The following is an 18741-nucleotide window of genomic DNA, read 5'->3' on the forward strand; positions in this document are numbered from 1 at the left end:
CCCGTCCGCGCAATCCCGCCTGCGATCGGCTTGCGCGATCGCCCTCGCCCATCCTACAAGCGGGGCATGGCTGAGACGACCTTTTTTCCGCGCCGCCTGATTCTCGGCGCCGCCGTGATCTCCGGAGTGCTGCTCGCGCTCGCGGTGCACATGCTGGGCGCGCGCTACGGGCTCGACCTCGGCGGGCTCTGGCATTCCGACACGCACGAATTCATACCCGCGGGCGCAGCGATCGCCTGGTGGCTGATTGCCACGGTGGGTTTCTCCGGCGGCTATTTCACGGCGACATTGATGCAGAGCGCCGTCTCCGGACAGATCCCGCAGCGGATGCGGCAGTTCCTGATCGCGGTCGGCGTGCTGCTGCTTGCCGGTGCGGGCCAGGTGGCCTCGGCGCCGAGCCCGATCCCGTCCGTCTCGGGCGTGCTCGCCGGGCTCGCCGCGCTATGTCTTGGCGCCGTGATGGCGTTTTGCGGCGCGCATTTCGCGCTGCGCCGCGGCTAGACATCAGGCCGAGGCGAGCAGCCGCGGCCGGTTCAGCATCAACGCGACATCGGATGCGGGCCGCGGCTTGCTGAAAAGATAGCCCTGCGCCTGGGTGCAGCCCTCGCGCCGCAGCAGCTCGAGCTGCGCGTCGTTCTCGACGCCTTCCGCCGTGGTGACGATGCCGAGGCTGCGCCCGAGGCCGGTCACGGCGCGGATGATCGCCATGGAATCCTCGCGCGTCGCAAGCTCCGACACGAAGGAGCGGTCGATCTTGATCTTGTCGAACGGGAAGCTGCGCAGGTAGCTCAGCGACGAATAGCCGGTGCCGAAATCGTCGAGCGAGATCCGCACGCCCATGGCCCGCAGCTCGTGCAGGGTGGTCAGCGTCGCCTCGCTGTTCTGGAGCAGCACCGATTCGGTGATCTCGAGCTCGAGCCGCCGCGCCGCGAGCCCTGAGGCTGCCAGCGCATCGGTCACGGATGCGATCAGGTTCGGACTCTTGAACTGCACCGGCGACAGGTTGACGGCGACATCGACGTCGTCCGGCCAGGTGGCGGCGTCACTGCAGGCGCTGCGCAGCACGAACTCGCCGAGCTGGACGATGAGGCCGGTCTCCTCGGCCACCGGGATGAAGTTGATGGGGGCGATCAGGCCGCGCTGCGGATGGTTCCAGCGCAACAGCGCCTCGAAGGCGACGACGCGACCGCTGGCGACGTCGCGGATCGGCTGGTAGTACGCCTCGAACTCGTCGCGCAGCAACGCCGCCCGCAAGTCCATCTCCAGCAGCCGCCGCGCCTGCGCACGCGCATCCATGCCGGTCTCGAAGAAGCGATAGGTGCCGCGGCCGTCCGCCTTGGCGCGGTACAGCGCGAGGTCGGCGTTCTTCAACAGCTCGTCCGGATTGTCGCTGTCCTGCGGCGACAGCGAGATGCCGATCGAGACGCCGATCACGATCTGATGGTCGTCGATCTCGTAAGGCGCAGAGATCACCTCGACGAGGCGGCCGGCAAGGGCTCGCGCCGCGGCTTCCTCGGAGCGCCCGATCTGGACCACGGCGAACTCGTCGCCACCGAGCCGCGCCACGGTGTCGCTCGCGCCGACAGTGGCCTTCAGCCTGCGACCGACTTCCTTGAGCAGCGCATCGCCGATGGGATGGCCGAGCGAGTCGTTGACGTCCTTGAAGTGATCGAGATCGAGGCACAGCACCGCGAGCTGGTCGCCCGACTTCGCCCGGCCCAGTCCCTGCTCGAGCTGCTCGTGGAACAGCACGCGGTTCGGCAGATTGGTCAGCGCGTCATGGCGCGCCATGTGCGAGATCTTGGCCTGCGCCTCCAGCCATTCGGTGATGTCCTCGAAAGTCGCGACCCAGCCGCCGCCCTGCATCGGCTGGTTGACGACGCGGATGGAGCGACCGAACCGGGTGACGACCTGGCTGGTCGTGCGGCCCTCGCGCGCGTCGGCCACGAGGCGCGCGAAGAATTCGCCCGCATCGCCCTGCCACTGGCCCTTGGCCTGCTCTTCCCGCAACACGTCGACGAGCAGGCGGCCGGCGAGCGGAATGTCGGTGCGGCCGAGCAGCGCCGCGTAGCGCTCGTTGAAGAGCTGGATCTTGCCGTCCGCATCGAACATGCACAGTCCCTGCGACATGTTCTCGAGCGCGGTATCCAGCACGACCTGCTGGCGTCCCAGTTCGCCCTTGGCGCGGCGGTCGAGCAGAGCCGCCGCGAGCGCGATCGCGATGATCGCAGCGGCGGCGCTGGCGGTGAGGATCGACAATGAGGCCGGCGGGATCGACAGGCCGCTGATCACGACCGCAGGATCCGGCGTCAGCTCCACGGCGCCCATGGCGGTGAAATGATGTGAGACGATGGCAAGCGTCAGCAGCACCGTCGCGCCGAGCGCGCCCGCAAGGCTGTCGCGGCGCCCCGCAACCACCAGGGCAAGCGACCCGAGAACGATGCCGAGGATGATCGAGACCGTCACTGTGCCGGTCGTCCAGCCGATGTGCGCGGGAATCTCGAGCGCCATCATGCCGGTGTAATGCATGGCGGCAACGCCGCCACCAACGACGGCGCCGCCGAGCGCAACCAGGCCCGCCCGCGTCACCGACACCGAGATGCTCAGCCCGATGAAGGTGACCGCGATCGCGAAGATCAGCGACAGGACCGTCAACGGAATGTTGTAAGCGCCGCCCGCACCAGGCCCGTAAGCCTGCATCGCGATGAAATGGGTTGCCCAGATGCCGCCGCCGGCGACGACGGCATCAAGCGCGACCCACGATACGCGAGCTCCCCCGCGCGCCGCACGCGCGCGGTGGAACAGGCTGATCGCCGCCGCGCTGGCGAGCAGACATACCGCTCCGCCGAGTGCGACCAGTCGCCAATCATGCTGATCCGTCAGGCAGTAAAGAACTTGATACATTGCCGGTCCCTATTCCAACCGCACTAGAACCGGCAGAGATGGACAGTCGGTAACCGGCTATGTGCCGGTTTCGGGAATGGTGAACATAGAATGTGTGGGATCGCTCACATTGAGCGCCCTTGCGCCCTTGCGTCAGGTGCATTTGCGCCGAGGCCGATCACGGCGGCGGTGAGCAGCAGGACGGCCGCCGATATGATTAGCGACTGGTGAAGGCCCGTCATGAATGCACTGTCCGAGGCCACCAGCGAGCCGAACAGCGCGACGCCGAGCACGCTGCCGGTCTGCCGCGTCGCGTTCAGGACGCCGGCGGCGATGCCGGAGCGCGCCTTGTCGATGCTGCCGAGCAAGGTGGAGGTCAGCGGCGGCACCAGCAGGCCAAGTCCGCCGCTGATCGCGATCATCTGCGCAAAGATCGCCCAGTAGCTGGTCCCGGCTTCGGTCCAGAGCAGCCCGAGACAGCCGAGCGCCGAGATACAGGCGCCGACCACGATGGTCGGGCACGAGCCGATGCGCTCGGCCAGACGCGGCGCCAGCAGGTTGAGCGGCAACACCGCGCCCATCATCGGCACGAAGGCAAGCCCGGTCCACCAGGCCGACAGCCCGTTGATCCTCTGGAAATACAGGCTCAGCACGAAGATCAGGCCGTAGATCGCGATGTTGACGAGGAGGCCGACGATCGTGGTCAGGGTAAACAGCCGGTGACTGAACAGCGACAGCGGCAGCATCGGCTGCACGGTGCGGCTCTCGCGCCAGACGAAGAGCACCGCGAATGCGGCTGAGGCAACGAATGCTGCGATCACGGCTGGATGGCTCCAGCCGAACGCGCCAGCTTCGATGATCGCGCCGGCGAGCGCGCCCAACGCACCGATCGCGGCGAGCTGTCCCGGCAGATCGATCTCGCGCGAGCGCGACCGCGTGGTCTCGCTGGCGTAGCGCCAGCTCAGCCACAAGCCGGCAAGACCGATCGGCAGGTTAACCAGGAAGATCGCGCGCCAGCCAACCAGCGTGATCAGCGCGCCGCCGACGAAGGGACCGGCAGTCAGCGCCAGGCTCGCTCCGGCGGCCCAGACCGCCACGGCACGGCCACGCTCGCGGTCGTCCGCATAGGCATGATTGAGCAGCGCCAGGGAATTCGGCACCAGGATCGCCGCCGCCAGCCCCTGGACCAGCCGTGCTGCGATCAGCACGATGGCGTTGGGCGACAGCGCGCAGGCGAGCGAGGCCGCGGTGAAGATTGCGAACCCCGCCATGAAGATGCGCTTGGCGCCGATGCGGTCGCCGAGTGCACCTGCGGTCAGAATGAAGGCGGCAAAGGCGATGGTGTAGGCGCTGACCACCCATTGCAGCTCAGCGACGCCGCCGCCGAGCGTTTTACCCATCGCGTCGAGCGCGGTGTTGACGATGGTGACGTCGAGTTGCACCACGCCATAGCCGAGGCTCATCGCGGCAAGCGTGAGGGAGGTCGCAAGGCGCGAGCCGGCACGCTGCGCGCCGGCTCCGTTGTCGAGGGGTTCATATTTGATGGTGCTGGCTCGCATGCTGCCACCTCGGTTGCAGCCCCATGCGAAACATACGCTTCCAGCCCGCATTCATGCTTCGACAATGATCGTATTATGGATGCGTCAAATGCGAACGCCGCGCGGATGACCGCGCGACGCCTTTTTCGTAGCTACGCCCGGTCCTAGCTCGCCGCGCGCAGGTTCACCTTGCTCTCGGCGAGCGCGGTCAGCTTCCTGTCGGTCGCCTTCTCTTCTTCCAGCGTCTTGGCGAGCACGGTGGCGCAGTCGTTGCGGCCGAGCTGTTTGGCCCAGGCGATCAGGCTGCCGTAGCGGACGATCTCGTAATGCTCCGCGGCCTGGGCCGCGTTGATCAGGGCGGCGTCCAGCACCGCCTTGTCGGCGACTTCACCGGCGGTCTCGTCGGCTTCCTCGATGATGCCGTCGATGGCCGGGCAGTCGACCGCCTTCACCTGCGTGCCGTGCATCTTGAATACTTCCTCGAGCCGCTTGACGTGCTGCTTGGTTTCTTCGAGGTGCGTCAAAAAGCCCTGCTTCAACTGCGGATCGGTGGCCTTATCTGCCATTTTCGGCAGCGCCTTGGTGAGCTGCTGCTCGGCATAATAGATGTCCTGAAGCTGGTGCATGAACAGGTCGTTCATGGTTTTGATATCTTTTGTGAACAGTCCCATCGTTCCGATCCTCTCGGTTTCGGGAACACGGAGGCGTCGGCTCGCACGAAAAGCCGATTATTCCGCCATGTTCGATTGCTGATGGAGCGCTAACCAGCGCACGGTACCGACGTTCCAAAAAAGCTCGCATCGCTTGCGCTGGAACAATGCCGACTGCGGGCGGACACGAAATCATGTCAAGATGCGGACGCGCGTTCCGGGCAGGTGCCCCGACTCATATGCTTAACGCGCGCCCGATATGAACCACATATGACAAAAGCGGCGGTCCACCGCAGAACCTATCGGTCGAACGCAGAACCTATCGTTGTCAAGGGCTGCACAAGTCGCTGTTTTTGCCTTAAATGAGCTACAACATGCCTAGCGGTCGAAGCCCATTTCGGGCAGTGATCGCGCCCGACCGGTCAATGTCTGGCCGATCGGTCTTGCCCCCGGCCGGGAGGATGAATGCACGGACTGCTGCCCGCGCTGAAGCGCGGCTTCAAGAGATGGATCGGCTGGCGACGGCTCGGTGTTGCCGCGAGCGTCTTCATCATCGCCTTCGCGATCACCACGCTTGCGCGCACCCTCAAGGACATCGATACCGGCGTCATCCTGACCGCGTTGACCGAGATTCCCCGCGGGAATATCGGGCTGGCGGCGATCTGCGTCGTCTTCGCGTTCTGTACGCTGACCTTCTACGACTATTTTGCACTGCGAACGATCGGCAAGAAGCATGTGCCCTATCGCATCGCAGCACTCTCCAGCTTCACGTCCTATTCGATCGGCCACAACATCGGCGCCACCGTTTTTACCGGCGGCGCGATCCGCTTCCGGATCTATTCGGACTACGGGCTGAACGCGATCGACGTCGCGAAGATCTGCTTCCTGTCAGGCCTGACCTTCTGGCTCGGTAACATCTTCGTGCTCTCGATCGGCATGGTCATCCATCCGGATGCCGCCTCATCGATGGATCAACTGCCGTCGTCGATCAACCGGCTGATCGGGCTCGGCGGCCTCGCCTCGATTGGCGCCTATCTGGTCTGGCTCTGCATGGGCGAGAAGCGCCGCGAGCTCGGCCAGAAGGGCTGGAAGGTGGTGCTGCCCTCGGCGCCGCTGACGCTGGTCCAGATCCTGATCGGCGTGGTCGATCTCGGCTTCTGCGCGACGGCGATGTACCTGCTGATGCCGGCCAATCCGTCGATCGACTTCATGTCGCTGGCGGTGGTGTTCATCCTGGCGACGCTGATCGGCTTTGCCAGCCACGCGCCCGGCTCGATCGGCGTGTTCGATGTCGCCATGCTGGTCGCGCTGCCCGAATTCGGCCGCGAGCAGCTTCTGGCGACCCTGCTGGTCTTCCGCATCCTCTATTTCGTGATCCCGTTCGGCCTCGCCATCTCCATCATGGGCGCGCGCGAGCTCTGGATGAACGTGGTGGAGCCCTGGCAGGAGCGGCGGCGGCTGGCCGAGGCCTGCGCGCAAGGCAACCTGCCCAAGCAGGTAGCAGCGATGGAACGCGAGCGGTCGTTGCGACAGGCCAGCAAGCGGTAAGGCGGGCGGGCGACCGTCAGACAGAGGTTGCGGGCGGCGCAGCAATGCTCTCTTATTTCCGCCTCAACTTTGCCGTTGAACACGCGGGCCATGATCCCTTTTTCCTTTCGTACCCTTCCCGCAGGCCTCCTGCTGCTTGCCGGGATTCTGACGTCTTTGCCGCTCGAGCGCGCCGCCGCGCAGGGCGCCGGTGCGATGCAAATATCCTGGGAGGTGCGCAACCGCTTCCGCCTGTTCCGCGAGGAGCGCGACTTCCAGCTCCATGTCGAGAACGCGCGTAACCGCAGCATCCTCGCCGCCGAGCAGTCGCTGGAGCTCCAGAGCGAGGGCCGCGGCTGGGCCCGCAACATGGTCAACCGGCTCTGCATCGACCTCCAGGGCCGGGTCAACCAGCCCTGCACCCGCGACAACGTCAAAGAGAATTACCTCACCCCGACCGATCATCCGGTGACCGTGCGCCTGACCGGCGCAGTGCCGGTCGGCGCCACCTGCGCCTGGTCGTTCGACGACGGCGACGGGCCGCAGACCTCGGCTTTCGATTGCGCCGAGCCGATCAACCTGCGGGTCCGCTACGGCAAGCAGACGGTCGCGAGCGTCGACGTCTCCTCCGGCTCCGATCCGACCCAGCGCGTCCAGGCCGAGATCCAGGTCCGCGACATCTTCGTCGCCGGGCTCGGCGACAGCATCGCCTCCGGCGAAGGCAACCCGGACCGGCCGCTGGCGCTGTCGGACGAGGGCTTCTGCTTCCGCTCCTATCTCGGTACCGCCGGTGCGCAATACTACCGGCCGAGCCGTGCCGGCTATAAAGGTGGCCGCGCCTGCGAAGCACCCGACACGCTCGCCAACTGGCAGCATTACGGCGCGCTCTGGTTCAACTCGCCCTGCCACCGCTCGCTCTACAGCTACCAGGCCCGCACGGCTCTCGCGCTCGCGGTGCGCTACACCCACATCGCGGTGACCTTTCTGCCACTCGCCTGCACCGGCGCCAGCATCGGCGACGGTCTGCTGGGCTCGCAGCGCGCCCGCGAATGCCCGCCCGGCAAGACCGGCGTCTGCAACACCAGCGTGAACGCCCAGGTCGCCGAGCTGCGTGAGGCGCTCACCGCGGCGAAAAAGCGCCAGCCGGACCGCACGCTCGATCTCGTGCTGCTCTCGGTCGGCGCCAACGACGTCTATTTCTCCGGCCTCGTCGCCGACGTCATCGTCGACACCGCGACCGAGCGCGCGCTGTTCCGCCGCTCCGGCGTAATGGCGAGCGTCGACGATTCCCGCGATGCACTGGCGCGCGAGCTGCCGCAGAATTTCGCCAAGCTGCGCGAGGCGCTGAAGCCGCTCGTCAGCGGCGACCTCTCGCACGTGGTCTATGTCTCCTACGCCAATCCCGCGCTCGCCGATGGCGGCGTGCCCTGCCGCGGCGGCCGCGCCGGGTTCGACATCCATCCGTCCTTCAACGCCGATCCGCAGCGCCTGGCCCGCGTCTCGACCTTCGTCGACACCGAATTCCTGCCGCAGCTGAAGAGCCTCGCCACCTGCACGCGCGGGGCGCTGTGCCGCGATCCCGAAACCGACCGCATGACCTTCGTGGACTCGCACCAGGCGGTGTTCGCCGATCACGGCTTCTGCGCCCATGCGGGCAACGATCCCGAATTCGACCGCACGTGTTTCGCCGAGAACGGCCAGAGCTTCAATCCCGATATCGTGAGCGCGGCGAGCCAGCCGATGCTGTGCGGCCGCGGCGCCTCGGAGTATCGCGCCTACCTGCCGCGCGCGCGCTGGATCCGCGATGCCAATGACAGCTATTTTGCCGCGATGACCTATCCGCAAGGCCTGCCGGCGGCGAGCCAGCCGACCGACATCCACGACGCCACCTGGGGCGTGCTCTCCGCCGTCTACGGCGGCGCCGTGCATCCAAGCGCGGAAGGCCACGCCGCGATGGCGGACGCCGCACTGCCGGCCGCGAGCAGCGTGCTCGGCCTCGATGCCGTGCCGCCCGGCGTGACACGCGGACTGTTGGCGCCGCTGCTGGGCACGCAGCAATAGCACGACACTGCTCCCACATACTCGGTGTCATCGCCCGCGAAGGCTGGCGATCCAGTACTCCGTGACAGCGGTGATTGAATCGAGAGGCTGCGGCGTACTGGATTCCCCGCTTTCGCGGAGAATGACAGTGGTGTGCGGAGCACGACCTCGCGCATCACGATCGCACATTCTCGTCACCTCGTGATCGTTCCCCGCACCTGCCGTTCCATCGATCCAAAAACGGCATCGATCGATACTCCCTTGAACTTGGACACTTTGCCGCGCGCGCCTCTAGGAGTCGCAGAGAGGAAACATTTCGAGTTCTAAGGAGGCGCGTGATGAGCGCAGTGGTGTCGTCCGCAGCGGACGTGAGGAGGTCTCGCGTCAGGCTGTTCATCGTGACCATGTTGTTCCTGGTCACGACCGTGAACTATGCCGACCGCGCCACCCTGTCGATCGCGGGCCCCGCACTCTCGAAAGAGCTGCATCTCGATCCCGTCGCCATGGGCTGGATCTTCTCGGCCTTCGGCTGGTCCTATGTCGCGGCGCAGGTGCCGGGCGGCTGGCTGCTCGACCGCTACGGCTCGCGCCTCGTCTATGCCTTCAGCATCATCGTCTGGTCGCTGTTCACGATGATGCAGGGCTGGGTCGGCTTCCTCAGCGCCGGCGCCGCCATCATCGTGCTGTTCGCACTTCGCCTCCTCGTCGGCGTCGCGGAAGCGCCCTCGTTCCCCGCCAACGCCCGCATCGTCGCCGCCTGGTTTCCCGGCAATGAGCGCGGCACCGCATCGGCCTTCTTCAATTCGGGACAGTATTTCGCCACCGTGATCTTCGCGCCGCTAATGGGCTGGATCGCGCATGATTACGGCTGGCGCTTCGTATTCTTCGTGATGGGTGGGCTCGGCGTCATCATGGGCCTGGTCTGGATCAAGACCGTCTACGGCCCGAAGGAGCATCCCGGCATCAACGAGGCCGAGTTCGATTACATCAAGGAAGGCGGCGCGCTGGTCGATCTCGACGCGCCCAAAAACGATCTGGTGCAGGAGCGTGCGCCCGAGTCCGGCTCCGGCTGGGATCACATCCGCCAGTTGCTCTCCAACCGCATGATGCTCGGCGTCTATCTCGGCCAGTACTGCATCAACACGCTGACCTATTTCTTCCTGACATGGTTCCCGGTCTACCTCGTCAAGGAGCGCGGCCTGTCGATCCTGCAAGCCGGCTTCGTCGCGACGCTGCCCGCGCTGTGCGGCTTCATCGGCGGCGTGCTCGGCGGCGTCATCTCCGACGCCATTCTCCGCAAGACCGGCTCGCTCACCATGGCGCGCAAGATCCCGATCGTCGGCGGCATGCTGCTGTCGATGTCGATCATCGCCTGCAACTATGTCGACGGACAGGCGCTGGTGGTCGGCTTCATGGCGCTCGCCTTCTTCGGCAAGGGCATCGGCGCACTCGGCTGGGCGGTCGTCTCCGACACCTCGCCCAAGGAAGCCGGCGGCGTCTCCGGCGGCCTGTTCAACACCTTCGGCAACCTCTCCTCGATCAGCACCCCGATCGTGATCGGCTACATCCTGGCCGCGACCGGCTCATTCAACGGCGCACTGCTGTTCGTCGGCGCCAATGCGCTGGTGGCCGCGTTCGCCTATCTCGTGGTGGTCGGCAAGATCGAGCGGGTGGTGCTCAAACGTTCCTCCTGAGGGCTCCCGCGGGAGCTTGACCAGGCAACTCAACGGCGGCTCCTCAGCCGCCGTCTTTGTTTTGGGGATGATCGATGCTAGAAGTGCCGGGGAAACGCCTTATCCATCTAAGGCATGTATCGATGTTCGACCTCAACCAGCTCCGCTGTTTCGTCACGGTGGCCGAAGAACTGCATTTCGGCCGCGCCGCCGCGCGACTGAACATGACCCAGCCACCGCTGTCGCGGCAGATCCAGGTGCTCGAGCACATCATCGACGCGCCGCTGCTGGAGCGCACCAGCCGCTCGGTGCGCCTGACGCCGGCGGGGCGCAGCTTCCTGCCCGAGGCAAGGCGCATCCTGAAGCTTGCGGAAAGCGCCTCGCAAGTCGCCCGCCGCATCGCGCTCGGCAAAACCGGCTCGCTGAAAATCGGCTTCACGGCGGCTGCCGCCTACGGCTTCCTCCCGGAGCTCGTCGCCGCCTGCCGCGCCAAGCTGCCCGAGGTCGATTTCTCGCTGAAGGAGATGGTGTCCGGTGATCAGTTCGAGGCGCTCAGCTCCGGCCAGATCGACGCCGGGCTGTTGCGGCCGCCGATCGCGCGCCCCGAAGTGGCCAGCCGCCGTGTCGTCGCCGAGCCCCTGCTCGCCGCGATCCCGAAGAAGCATCCGCTGGCGAATGCCGAGACCATCACCATCAAGGATTTCGACGACCAGCCCTTCGTGATGTACTCGCCCTATGAGAGCCGATATTTCCACGATCTGCTGGTGGCGCTGTTCACCCGCGCCGACGTGCTGCCGCGCTATGTGCAGCATCTGAGCCAGATCCATTCGATCCTCGCCATGGTCCGCGCCGGCCTCGGCCTTGCCATCGTGCCGGCCGCGGCTGCGAGCCTGAAGATCTCCGACGTGCGACTGCGGCCGTTGAAGCTGCGCACCCGCGTCCCCGTCGAGCTGTTCATGGTCTGGCGCCGCGACGACGAGAACCCGCTGCTCTCCGCTCTGGTCAAAATCGCAGGCGAATTGTCCTCCGCGGAGGTAGCGGACGATTGATGCTCAATCCGCATCGGTCGATATAGGCTTTGGCTTGGACGCGCATCGAACGGTCTCCTAAACAACGGCGCATGGACGCGCAGGCTTCGGCCCGCGTCCTCCACAACACGCAAATTAAGGGAGCAGCGCCCATGAGCAAGATGACCCCGCAGGAAATGGCCCAGAAGATCGGATCGGGCCTCCTGTCCTTCCCCGTCACGCCCTTCAAGGCGGACTATTCGTTCGATGAGGCGACCTACCGCGCCAACATGGACTGGCTGTGCGGCTATGACGTTGCCGGCCTGTTCGCCGCCGGCGGCACCGGCGAGTTCTTCTCGCTGACGCCGACCGAGGTTCCGCAGGTGGTCAAGATCGCCGTCGACGAGACCAAGGGCCGCGTGCCCGTGCTCGCCGGCACCGGTTACGGCACCGCCACCGCGCGCGAGATCGCGATCGGCGCGGAAAAGGCCGGCGCCGACGGCCTGTTGCTGCTGCCGCCCTATCTGACCCATTCCGAGCAGGACGGCCTTGCCGCCCACGTGGAAGCCGTGTGCGCCGCCGTGAAGATCGGCGTCATCGTCTACAACCGCGACAACGCCATCCTGCAGCCCGATACGCTGGCGCGCCTCGCCGAGCGCTGCCCGAACCTCGTCGGCTACAAGGACGGCATCGGCGACATCGAGCTGATGACCCGCGTCTACACCAAGCTCGGCGACCGCCTCACCTATATCGGCGGCCTGCCGACCGCGGAAACCTTCGCGCTGCCCTATCTCGACATGGGCGTGACGACCTATTCCTCGGCCGTGTTCAACTTCGTTCCAGAATTCGCCACCAACTTCTACGCCGCGGTGCGCAAGCGCGACCATGAGACGATCCATGCCGGCCTGAAGAACTTCATCCTGCCGCTGATCGCAATCCGCAACCGCAAGAAGGGCTATGCGGTCTCGATCATCAAGGCCGGCATGAAGGTGATCGGCCGCGATTCCGGCCCGGTCCGCCCGCCGCTGACCGATCTCACCGAGCAGGAGGTTGCGGAGCTGACCGCGCTGGTGAAGAATCTCCCCGCCATCCGATCGTCACAACAAGCTGCAGAATAACAGACAACAACAGGGAGGAGCGTGCGATGGCCCAGACTGAGGTCTCCGGCGCACCGGTCGTCACATCGATGCAGGTGATCCCGGTCGCGGGCCGCGACAGCATGCTCCTCAATCTGAGCGGCGCGCACGCGCCGTTCTTCACCCGCAACATCGTCATCCTCACCGACAATTCCGGACACACCGGCGTCGGCGAGGTACCGGGCGGGCAAAAGATCTGGCAGACGCTCCAGGATGCCCGCGATCTCGTGATCGGCAAGACCGTCGGCGCGATGAACAACATCCTTGCCGACGTCCGCACGGCGTTCGCCGACCGAGATGCCGGCGGCCGCGGCAAGCAGACGTTCGACCTGCGCGTGATGATCCATGCGGTCACGGCGATCGAGTCCGCACTGCTCGACCTGCTCGGCCAGCACCTCAACCTGCCCGTCGCCGCACTGCTCGGCGAAGGCCAGCAGCGCAAGAGCGTCGAGACGCTCGGCTATCTCTTCTTCGTCGGCGACCGGCGCAAGAGCAAGCTTGACTACGTCAGCGGCGAGACCGGCAAGCCCGAATGGTTCAACCTGCGCCACCAGGAGGCGATGACGCCGGAGACCGTGGTGCGGCTCGCGGAAGCCACCCACGACCATTATGGCTTCGCGGACTTCAAGCTCAAGGGCGGCGTGCTCCGCGGCGAGCAGGAGATCGAGGCCGTCACCGCCATCGCAAAGCGCTTCCCCAGCGCACGCGTCACGCTCGATCCCAACGGCGCATGGTCGCTCGACGAGGCGATCAGCCTCTGCAAGGGCATGCACGGCATCCTGGCCTATGCCGAGGATCCCTGCGGCGCCGAAGCCGGCTTCTCGGGTCGCGAGATCATGGCCGAGTTCCGCCGTGCCACGGGCCTGCCGACCGCGACCAACATGATCGCGACCGACTGGCGCCAGCTCTCCCATGCACTACGCTTGGGGGCGGTGGACATTCCGCTGGCCGACCCCCACTTCTGGACCATGCAGGGCTCGGTGCGCGTCGCCCAGACCTGCCGCGACAACGGCCTGACCTGGGGCTCGCACTCCAACAATCACTTTGACATTTCGCTCGCGATGTTCACCCATGTCGGCGCCGCCGCGCCCGGCAAGGTCACCGCGATCGATACCCACTGGATCTGGCAGGACGGCCAGGCGCTGACCAAGGAGCCGCTCCAGATCAAGGGCGGCAAGATCGCCGTGCCCGAGCGGCCGGGCCTCGGCATCGAAATCGACCGCCCGGCCATCGAAACCGCGCATGAGCTTTACAAGAAGCATGGACTCGGCGCCCGCGATGACGCTACTGCCATGCAGGACCTGATCCCCGGCTGGACCTTTGACGACAAGCGTCCCTGCCTCGTGCGTTAAGAAAATCTCGGAGGACTACATGACTGCGATCCTGAAGAACTTCATCGGCGGCGAATGGGTCGACGGCTCCGGCGTCACCAAGAACATCAACCCCTCCAACACCAACGATCTCGTCGGCGAGTACGCCAAGGCCGACAAGGCGCAGACCGAGAAGGCGATCGCGGCAGCCAAGGCCGCCTTCCCCGCCTGGGCGCAGTCGACGCCGCAGGTGCGCCATGACGCGCTGAACAAGATTTCTCTCGAAATCCTCGCCCGCAAGGAAGAGCTCGGCCGCCTGCTCGCCCGCGAGGAAGGCAAGACGCTCCCCGAGGGCATCGGCGAGGTCGCGCGCGCCGGCCAGATCTTTGCGTTCTTCGCCGGCGAAGCGCTGCGCCTGATCGGCGAGAAGGGCGCCTCCGTCCGTCCCGGCCTCGACGTCGAGCTCACCCGTGAGCCCGTCGGCGTCGTCGGCATGATCACGCCCTGGAATTTCCCGATCGCGATCCCCGCCTGGAAGATCGCGCCCGCGCTCTGCTACGGCAACACGGTGGTGTTCAAGCCGGCCGAGCTGGTGCCGGGCTCGGGACATGCGCTGTCCGAGATCATCACCCGCTCCGGCATTCCGGCCGGCGTGTTCAACCTCGTGGTCGGCTCCGGCTCCGTCGTCGGCCAGACCCTGCTCGACCATCCGGATGTGGCCGCGATCTCCTTCACCGGTTCGGTGCAGACCGGCCGCAAGATCGCGCAGGCCTGCGTGCTGTCGAACCCGATGAAGAAGTTCCAGCTCGAGATGGGCGGCAAGAATCCGCTGGTCGTGCTCGACGATGCCGACCTGAAGACCGCCGTCGAGGTCGCCGTCAACGGCGCCTATTTCTCGACCGGCCAGCGATGCACCGCCTCCTCCCGCCTGATCGTCACCGAAGGCATCCACGATCGCTTCGTCGCGGCGGTGGCCGAGCGCCTGAAGGGCCTGTCGGTGGACGACGCGCTCAAGGCCGGCGTGCATATCGGCCCGGTGGTCGACCAGAGCCAGCTCGACCAGGATCTGCGCTACATCAAGATCGGCCAGGACGAAGGCGCAAAGCTCGCCTTCGGCGGCGAGCTGCTCAAGCGCGAGACGCCCGGCCATTACCTCCAGCCGGCGCTGTTCACCGAGGCCAACAACAATATGCGCATCGCGCGTGAGGAGATTTTTGGCCCCGTCGCCGCCGTCATCCGCGCCAAGAACTACGAGGAAGCGCTGGCGATCTCCAACGACACCGAGTTCGGCCTCGCCTCGGGCATCTGCACGAGCAGCCTGAAATACGCCTCGCACTACAAGCGCAACAGCGAGTCCGGCATGGTGATGGTCAATCTGCCGACCGCCGGCGTCGACTATCACGTGCCGTTCGGCGGCCGGAAGGGTTCGAGCTACGGCGCCCGCGAGCAGGGCTCCTATGCGCGCGAGTTCTATACCACGGTGAAGACCGCCTATACCTATCCGGGTTGATAGGCCACGATCGTAGGGTGGGTTAGCCCGCGGCTGCGCAACGCGCGGTCCGCTGGCGTAACCCACCTCTTCTGCCTCCGCGGATGAAGACATTGGTGGGTTACGCTACGCTAACCCACCCTACACTTTCGGAGTCCTCCCATGGACCAGGACGTCGCAGCGAAAGAGCAGCCCCGCTACATCAAGCTCAACGAGCGCGACAATGTCGCGATCGTGGTCAATGATTTCGGGCTTCCCGCCGGCTCCCGCTTCGCCAGCGGGCTGACGCTGCGCGCCTTCGTGCCGCAGGGGCACAAGACGGCACTGGTCGATATCGCGCAAGATCAGCCGATTATCCGCTACGGCGAGGTGATCGGCTACGCGTTGTCGCCGATCCTGGCCGGCGAATGGGTCGACGAAGCGCGCATCCGCATGCCGGAGGCCCCTGCCCTCGACAAGCTGGAAATCTCGACCGCCGTCCCCGCGCCGCTGCCGCCGCTCGAAGGCTTCACCTTCGAAGGCTTTCGCAACACCGACGGCTCGGTCGGCACCAAGAACATCCTCGGCATCTCCTCCTCCGTGCAATGCGTCAAGGGCACGATGGAATACGCCGTGAAGCGCATCCGCGCCGAGCTGCTGCCGAAATACCAGAACGTCGACGACGTCGTGCCGCTGACGCACGCCTATGGCTGCGGCGTCGCCATCAATGCCCCCGATGCGGTCGTTCCGATCCGCACGCTGCAGAACATCGCGCAGAACCCGAATTTCGGCGGCGAGATCCTGGTCATCAGCCTCGGCTGCGAAAAGCTCGCGCCCGAGCGACTGGTGCCGGAGGGCGTCAGCGATGCCATCGTGCGCATGCAGGACGAAGCCTTCGACGGCTTTGGCGCCATCGTCGATGCGATCATGACCCAGGCCGAAGCCCGCCTGAAGATCCTCAACACCCGCACCCGTGAGACCTGCCCGGCCGCCGACCTCGTCATCGGCCTGCAATGCGGCGGCAGCGACGCCTTCTCCGGCGTCACCGCGAACCCCGCCGTCGGCTTCGCCGCGGACCTGCTGGTGCGTGCCGGCGCGACCGTGATGTTCTCGGAAGTGACCGAAGTGCGCGACGCGATCCAGCTCCTCACGCGACGCGCCATCAACGAGGACGTCGGCCGCGCGCTGGTGCGCGAGATGGCCTGGTACGATTCTTATCTCGCCCGCGGCGGCGCCGATCGCAGCGCCAACACCACGCCCGGCAACAAGAAGGGCGGCCTCGCCAACATCGTCGAAAAGTCACTCGGCTCGATCGTCAAGTCCGGCTCGTCCGCCATCACCGGCGTGCTCTCGCCCGGCGAGAAGGCGACCCAGAAGGGCATGCTGTTCGCGGCAACGCCCGCGTCCGACTTCATCTGCGGCACACTCCAGCTCGCCTCCGGCATGACGCTGCAGGTGTTCACCACCGGCCGCGGCACGCCCTACGGTCTTGCGGCTGCGCCCGTGATCAAGGTTGCGACCCGCACCGAGCTCGCGCGCCGCTGGAAGGATTTGATCGACTTCGACGCCGGCGGCATCGCCACCGGCGAGAAGACCATCGAGGAAACCGGCTGGGACCTGTTCCGCCTGATCCTCGATGTCGCCAGCGGCCGCACGAAGCCGTGGTCGGACCGTTGGGGCATCCACAACGACCTCACGCTGTTCAATCCGGCGCCGGTGACCTGAGGCCGGGCCAACCGGCCTCACTGACCGTCGATCAGGTGCATGTCGCCGAGCGTGACCGGCAGACTGCGCGTAATGAGATCCGCGACCGCCGCGCGTAGCCGTTCGTTCGCAGCCGGCCCCTCGAACGTCGCGTCGATCGGCCCGCTGGGTCCGGCGAGCCGCATGGTGCCGGTGTTGTCGAGCGGCGCGGCTGCCCGCTTCTCGATCACGTTGAACGACTTGCCGTCGATCACGCGCACCTCGTAGAGCGCGTGGATCAGGCCGTAATCCGCAAGCAGCGTGCGATATTGGGCGAGCCCGATGCCCTCGACGTTGCGGCCGTTGCCGAGCTTCGATCTGGCCCGGGTGATGACGATGTAGGCATCCAACCCCTGCGGCGCGACATCGCTGCGAACCAGCTCCTTGAACGGATCGCTGCGCAGGAGATTGACTGGCGCAACCGCCGAATCCCTGATCGCGGCAAACGCGGCACGTCGGTAGCTCACCGCCTGCACGCGAAAGCGTCCACCGAGCAGCTTCGTCGCCTGGTGGACGATCAGCTCGTCCAGCCCCCATGCGCTGATCGAGAGGCTTTGCCCGGCGTTGCCGAGCGCGATCAGGCCGGCTTGCGTCAGGCTCATCTCCTCGCCGATGGCCGAGACGATGCCGACGGTCTTGATCGCCTGGAGCCGGGTCGCGCGCGTCTCGAACGCGGCGGCCGCGCCGAGGGCGATGCAAGCGACCGCCAGGCCAACCCATAGAAAAGCAATGCGGCGCATGGTGACCTATCGAATCCTGAAATCGAACGAATAGGACGCACCGAGGCCGATCGTCGTCTGGTTCGACGATCCCCGCAGCTTCACGAGCGGGCTGTCTGCGGCGTCGCCCAGCAGCTTCTCGTACTCGACATAGGCATGGACTTCCCACTGCGGATTGATGCGATAGGAGATCTGGCCGCCGAAGCCGACCGAATGCGCACCGCCTTTGGCATCGTACATCGGCAGCCCGGACGCCACGGACTGCACGGCGTCGACGCCGAAATAGGGCGCAGTCGCCTTGGTGCTTTTCCAGGTGAAGCGCGGGCCGGCCGAGATCGTGAGCCTTTGGATCAGCGGCACGATGACGTCGGCGGAGACATCGGCGACCGTGCCGGTATTTCCGCCCATGCCCTGGCGCAATTCACTGCGCAGGCGCAGCCAGTCGACCGGGAAATATTCGACGAACCCGCCGAGCTCGTATGCGGCCTTGACGTCGCCAAGGCCGGTCAGCTCGGCATATTTATCGCTCCTGCGCGACGCGACGTATTTGAACGCGGGGCCGGCGCGAAAATTTCCGACGTCGAACAGCGCGATACTGGCGCTGTCGCGGGGCCCGCGAAACTGGTCGACCGATCCGGCACGGCGAATGGAGAAGATCGGGATCGGCATGAGCTTCCCGTTCTTCGATCCGACGAAATCCGGCGTGTACTCTCCGCCGATGCCGACCATGACGGTCCAGTTGCCGGAAGGTGACGGCAGCATCGGCACGTCGAACGGCGGGGCTGGCAACGTGAACGCCGTCTGCGCCGATGCCGACTGCGGGATTGCCAGGATTGCGCCGAACGCGGCGAGGAAGGCGGTCAGCAAGGTCTGCTGCGCTCTCGCCGCAGGATCGAGAGCAGCTTCGTCAAAATGCTTCATTTACAGGGCCCCGGACCGGCCTTGCTGGCCTGGTCGACTCGTGTGGTTAGGAGCCACAGCATGTGGTCCGGCAAAATTGCCCCAAGATTGCAAGGGGCAGACAGCGCCCCGATCCATTCGCGGCGC

General features: G+C 65.9%; 14 protein-coding genes. 9 read left to right on the forward strand and 5 right to left on the reverse strand.

Going from position 1 to position 18741, the window contains the following annotated elements; all coding sequences use genetic code 11:
- Window positions 1-66: 66 nt before the first annotated feature.
- The gene (locus AB7245_RS29885) at window positions 67-501 is read left to right on the forward strand and encodes a hypothetical protein (RefSeq protein ID WP_028158298.1); all 435 of its coding nucleotides are present in this window, start codon (window positions 67-69) and stop codon (window positions 499-501) included.
- 3 nt (window positions 502-504) lie between these two features.
- Here the strand turns inward: AB7245_RS29885 and AB7245_RS29890 are convergent, their stop codons facing one another.
- The 3 genes from AB7245_RS29890 to AB7245_RS29900 all read right to left on the reverse strand — a co-directional run bounded on the left by AB7245_RS29890 (window position 505) and on the right by AB7245_RS29900 (window position 5092).
- A complete protein-coding gene (locus AB7245_RS29890; RefSeq protein ID WP_283017056.1) occupies window positions 505-2904 on the reverse strand; it encodes a bifunctional diguanylate cyclase/phosphodiesterase in 2400 nt (799 codons plus the stop codon).
- Window positions 2905-3008: 104 nt separating this feature from the next.
- The gene (locus AB7245_RS29895) at window positions 3009-4442 is read right to left on the reverse strand and encodes an MFS transporter (protein ID WP_085405883.1); all 1434 of its coding nucleotides are present in this window, start codon (window positions 4440-4442) and stop codon (window positions 3009-3011) included.
- Window positions 4443-4585: 143 nt separating this feature from the next.
- Window positions 4586-5092, reverse strand: coding sequence for a YciE/YciF ferroxidase family protein (locus AB7245_RS29900; protein WP_439035215.1), 507 nt, complete (start codon window positions 5090-5092; stop codon window positions 4586-4588).
- 444 nt (window positions 5093-5536) lie between these two features.
- Here AB7245_RS29900 and AB7245_RS29905 point away from each other — a divergent pair, with 444 nt between their 5' ends.
- The 8 genes from AB7245_RS29905 to garD all read left to right on the forward strand — a co-directional run bounded on the left by AB7245_RS29905 (window position 5537) and on the right by garD (window position 16957).
- On the forward strand, window positions 5537-6619 hold the full coding sequence (locus AB7245_RS29905) for a lysylphosphatidylglycerol synthase transmembrane domain-containing protein (RefSeq protein ID WP_063982249.1): 1083 nt from the start codon (window positions 5537-5539) through the stop codon (window positions 6617-6619).
- A 90-nt stretch (window positions 6620-6709) separates the two neighbouring features.
- Window positions 6710-8659, forward strand: coding sequence for a hypothetical protein (locus AB7245_RS29910; protein ID WP_439035216.1), 1950 nt, complete (start codon window positions 6710-6712; stop codon window positions 8657-8659).
- A gap of 317 nt (window positions 8660-8976) precedes the next feature.
- A complete protein-coding gene (locus AB7245_RS29915) occupies window positions 8977-10332 on the forward strand; it encodes an MFS transporter (protein WP_063982247.1) in 1356 nt (451 codons plus the stop codon).
- Between the two features lie 122 nt (window positions 10333-10454).
- On the forward strand, window positions 10455-11360 hold the full coding sequence (locus AB7245_RS29920) for a LysR substrate-binding domain-containing protein (protein ID WP_063982246.1): 906 nt from the start codon (window positions 10455-10457) through the stop codon (window positions 11358-11360).
- Window positions 11361-11491: 131 nt separating this feature from the next.
- The gene (kdgD, locus tag AB7245_RS29925; RefSeq protein WP_038952797.1) at window positions 11492-12436 is read left to right on the forward strand and encodes a 5-dehydro-4-deoxyglucarate dehydratase; all 945 of its coding nucleotides are present in this window, start codon (window positions 11492-11494) and stop codon (window positions 12434-12436) included.
- 26 nt (window positions 12437-12462) lie between these two features.
- Window positions 12463-13806 carry a glucarate dehydratase gene (gene gudD, locus AB7245_RS29930; protein WP_085405880.1) on the forward strand — a complete coding sequence of 448 codons (1344 nt, stop codon included), beginning with the start codon at window positions 12463-12465 and terminating at the stop codon, window positions 13804-13806.
- Between the two features lie 19 nt (window positions 13807-13825).
- Window positions 13826-15274, forward strand: coding sequence for an aldehyde dehydrogenase family protein (locus AB7245_RS29935; protein WP_085405879.1), 1449 nt, complete (start codon window positions 13826-13828; stop codon window positions 15272-15274).
- 141 nt (window positions 15275-15415) lie between these two features.
- Window positions 15416-16957 (forward strand): galactarate dehydratase, encoded by a 1542-nt coding sequence (gene garD, locus AB7245_RS29940; protein ID WP_439035217.1) that lies wholly within the window; start codon window positions 15416-15418, stop codon window positions 16955-16957.
- A gap of 17 nt (window positions 16958-16974) precedes the next feature.
- On the opposite strand, the gene AB7245_RS29945 is transcribed toward garD, so the two are convergent.
- A complete protein-coding gene (locus AB7245_RS29945; RefSeq protein ID WP_085405877.1) occupies window positions 16975-17715 on the reverse strand; it encodes a hypothetical protein in 741 nt (246 codons plus the stop codon).
- A 6-nt stretch (window positions 17716-17721) separates the two neighbouring features.
- Window positions 17722-18615 (reverse strand): MipA/OmpV family protein, encoded by an 894-nt coding sequence (locus AB7245_RS29950; RefSeq protein WP_201266286.1) that lies wholly within the window; start codon window positions 18613-18615, stop codon window positions 17722-17724.
- Between the last annotated feature and the right edge of the window lie 126 nt (window positions 18616-18741).

This window comes from Bradyrhizobium sp. 604_D8_N2_3, from assembly GCF_051810765.1.
GTDB classification, from domain to species: Bacteria; Pseudomonadota; Alphaproteobacteria; order Rhizobiales; family Xanthobacteraceae; genus Bradyrhizobium; species Bradyrhizobium barranii.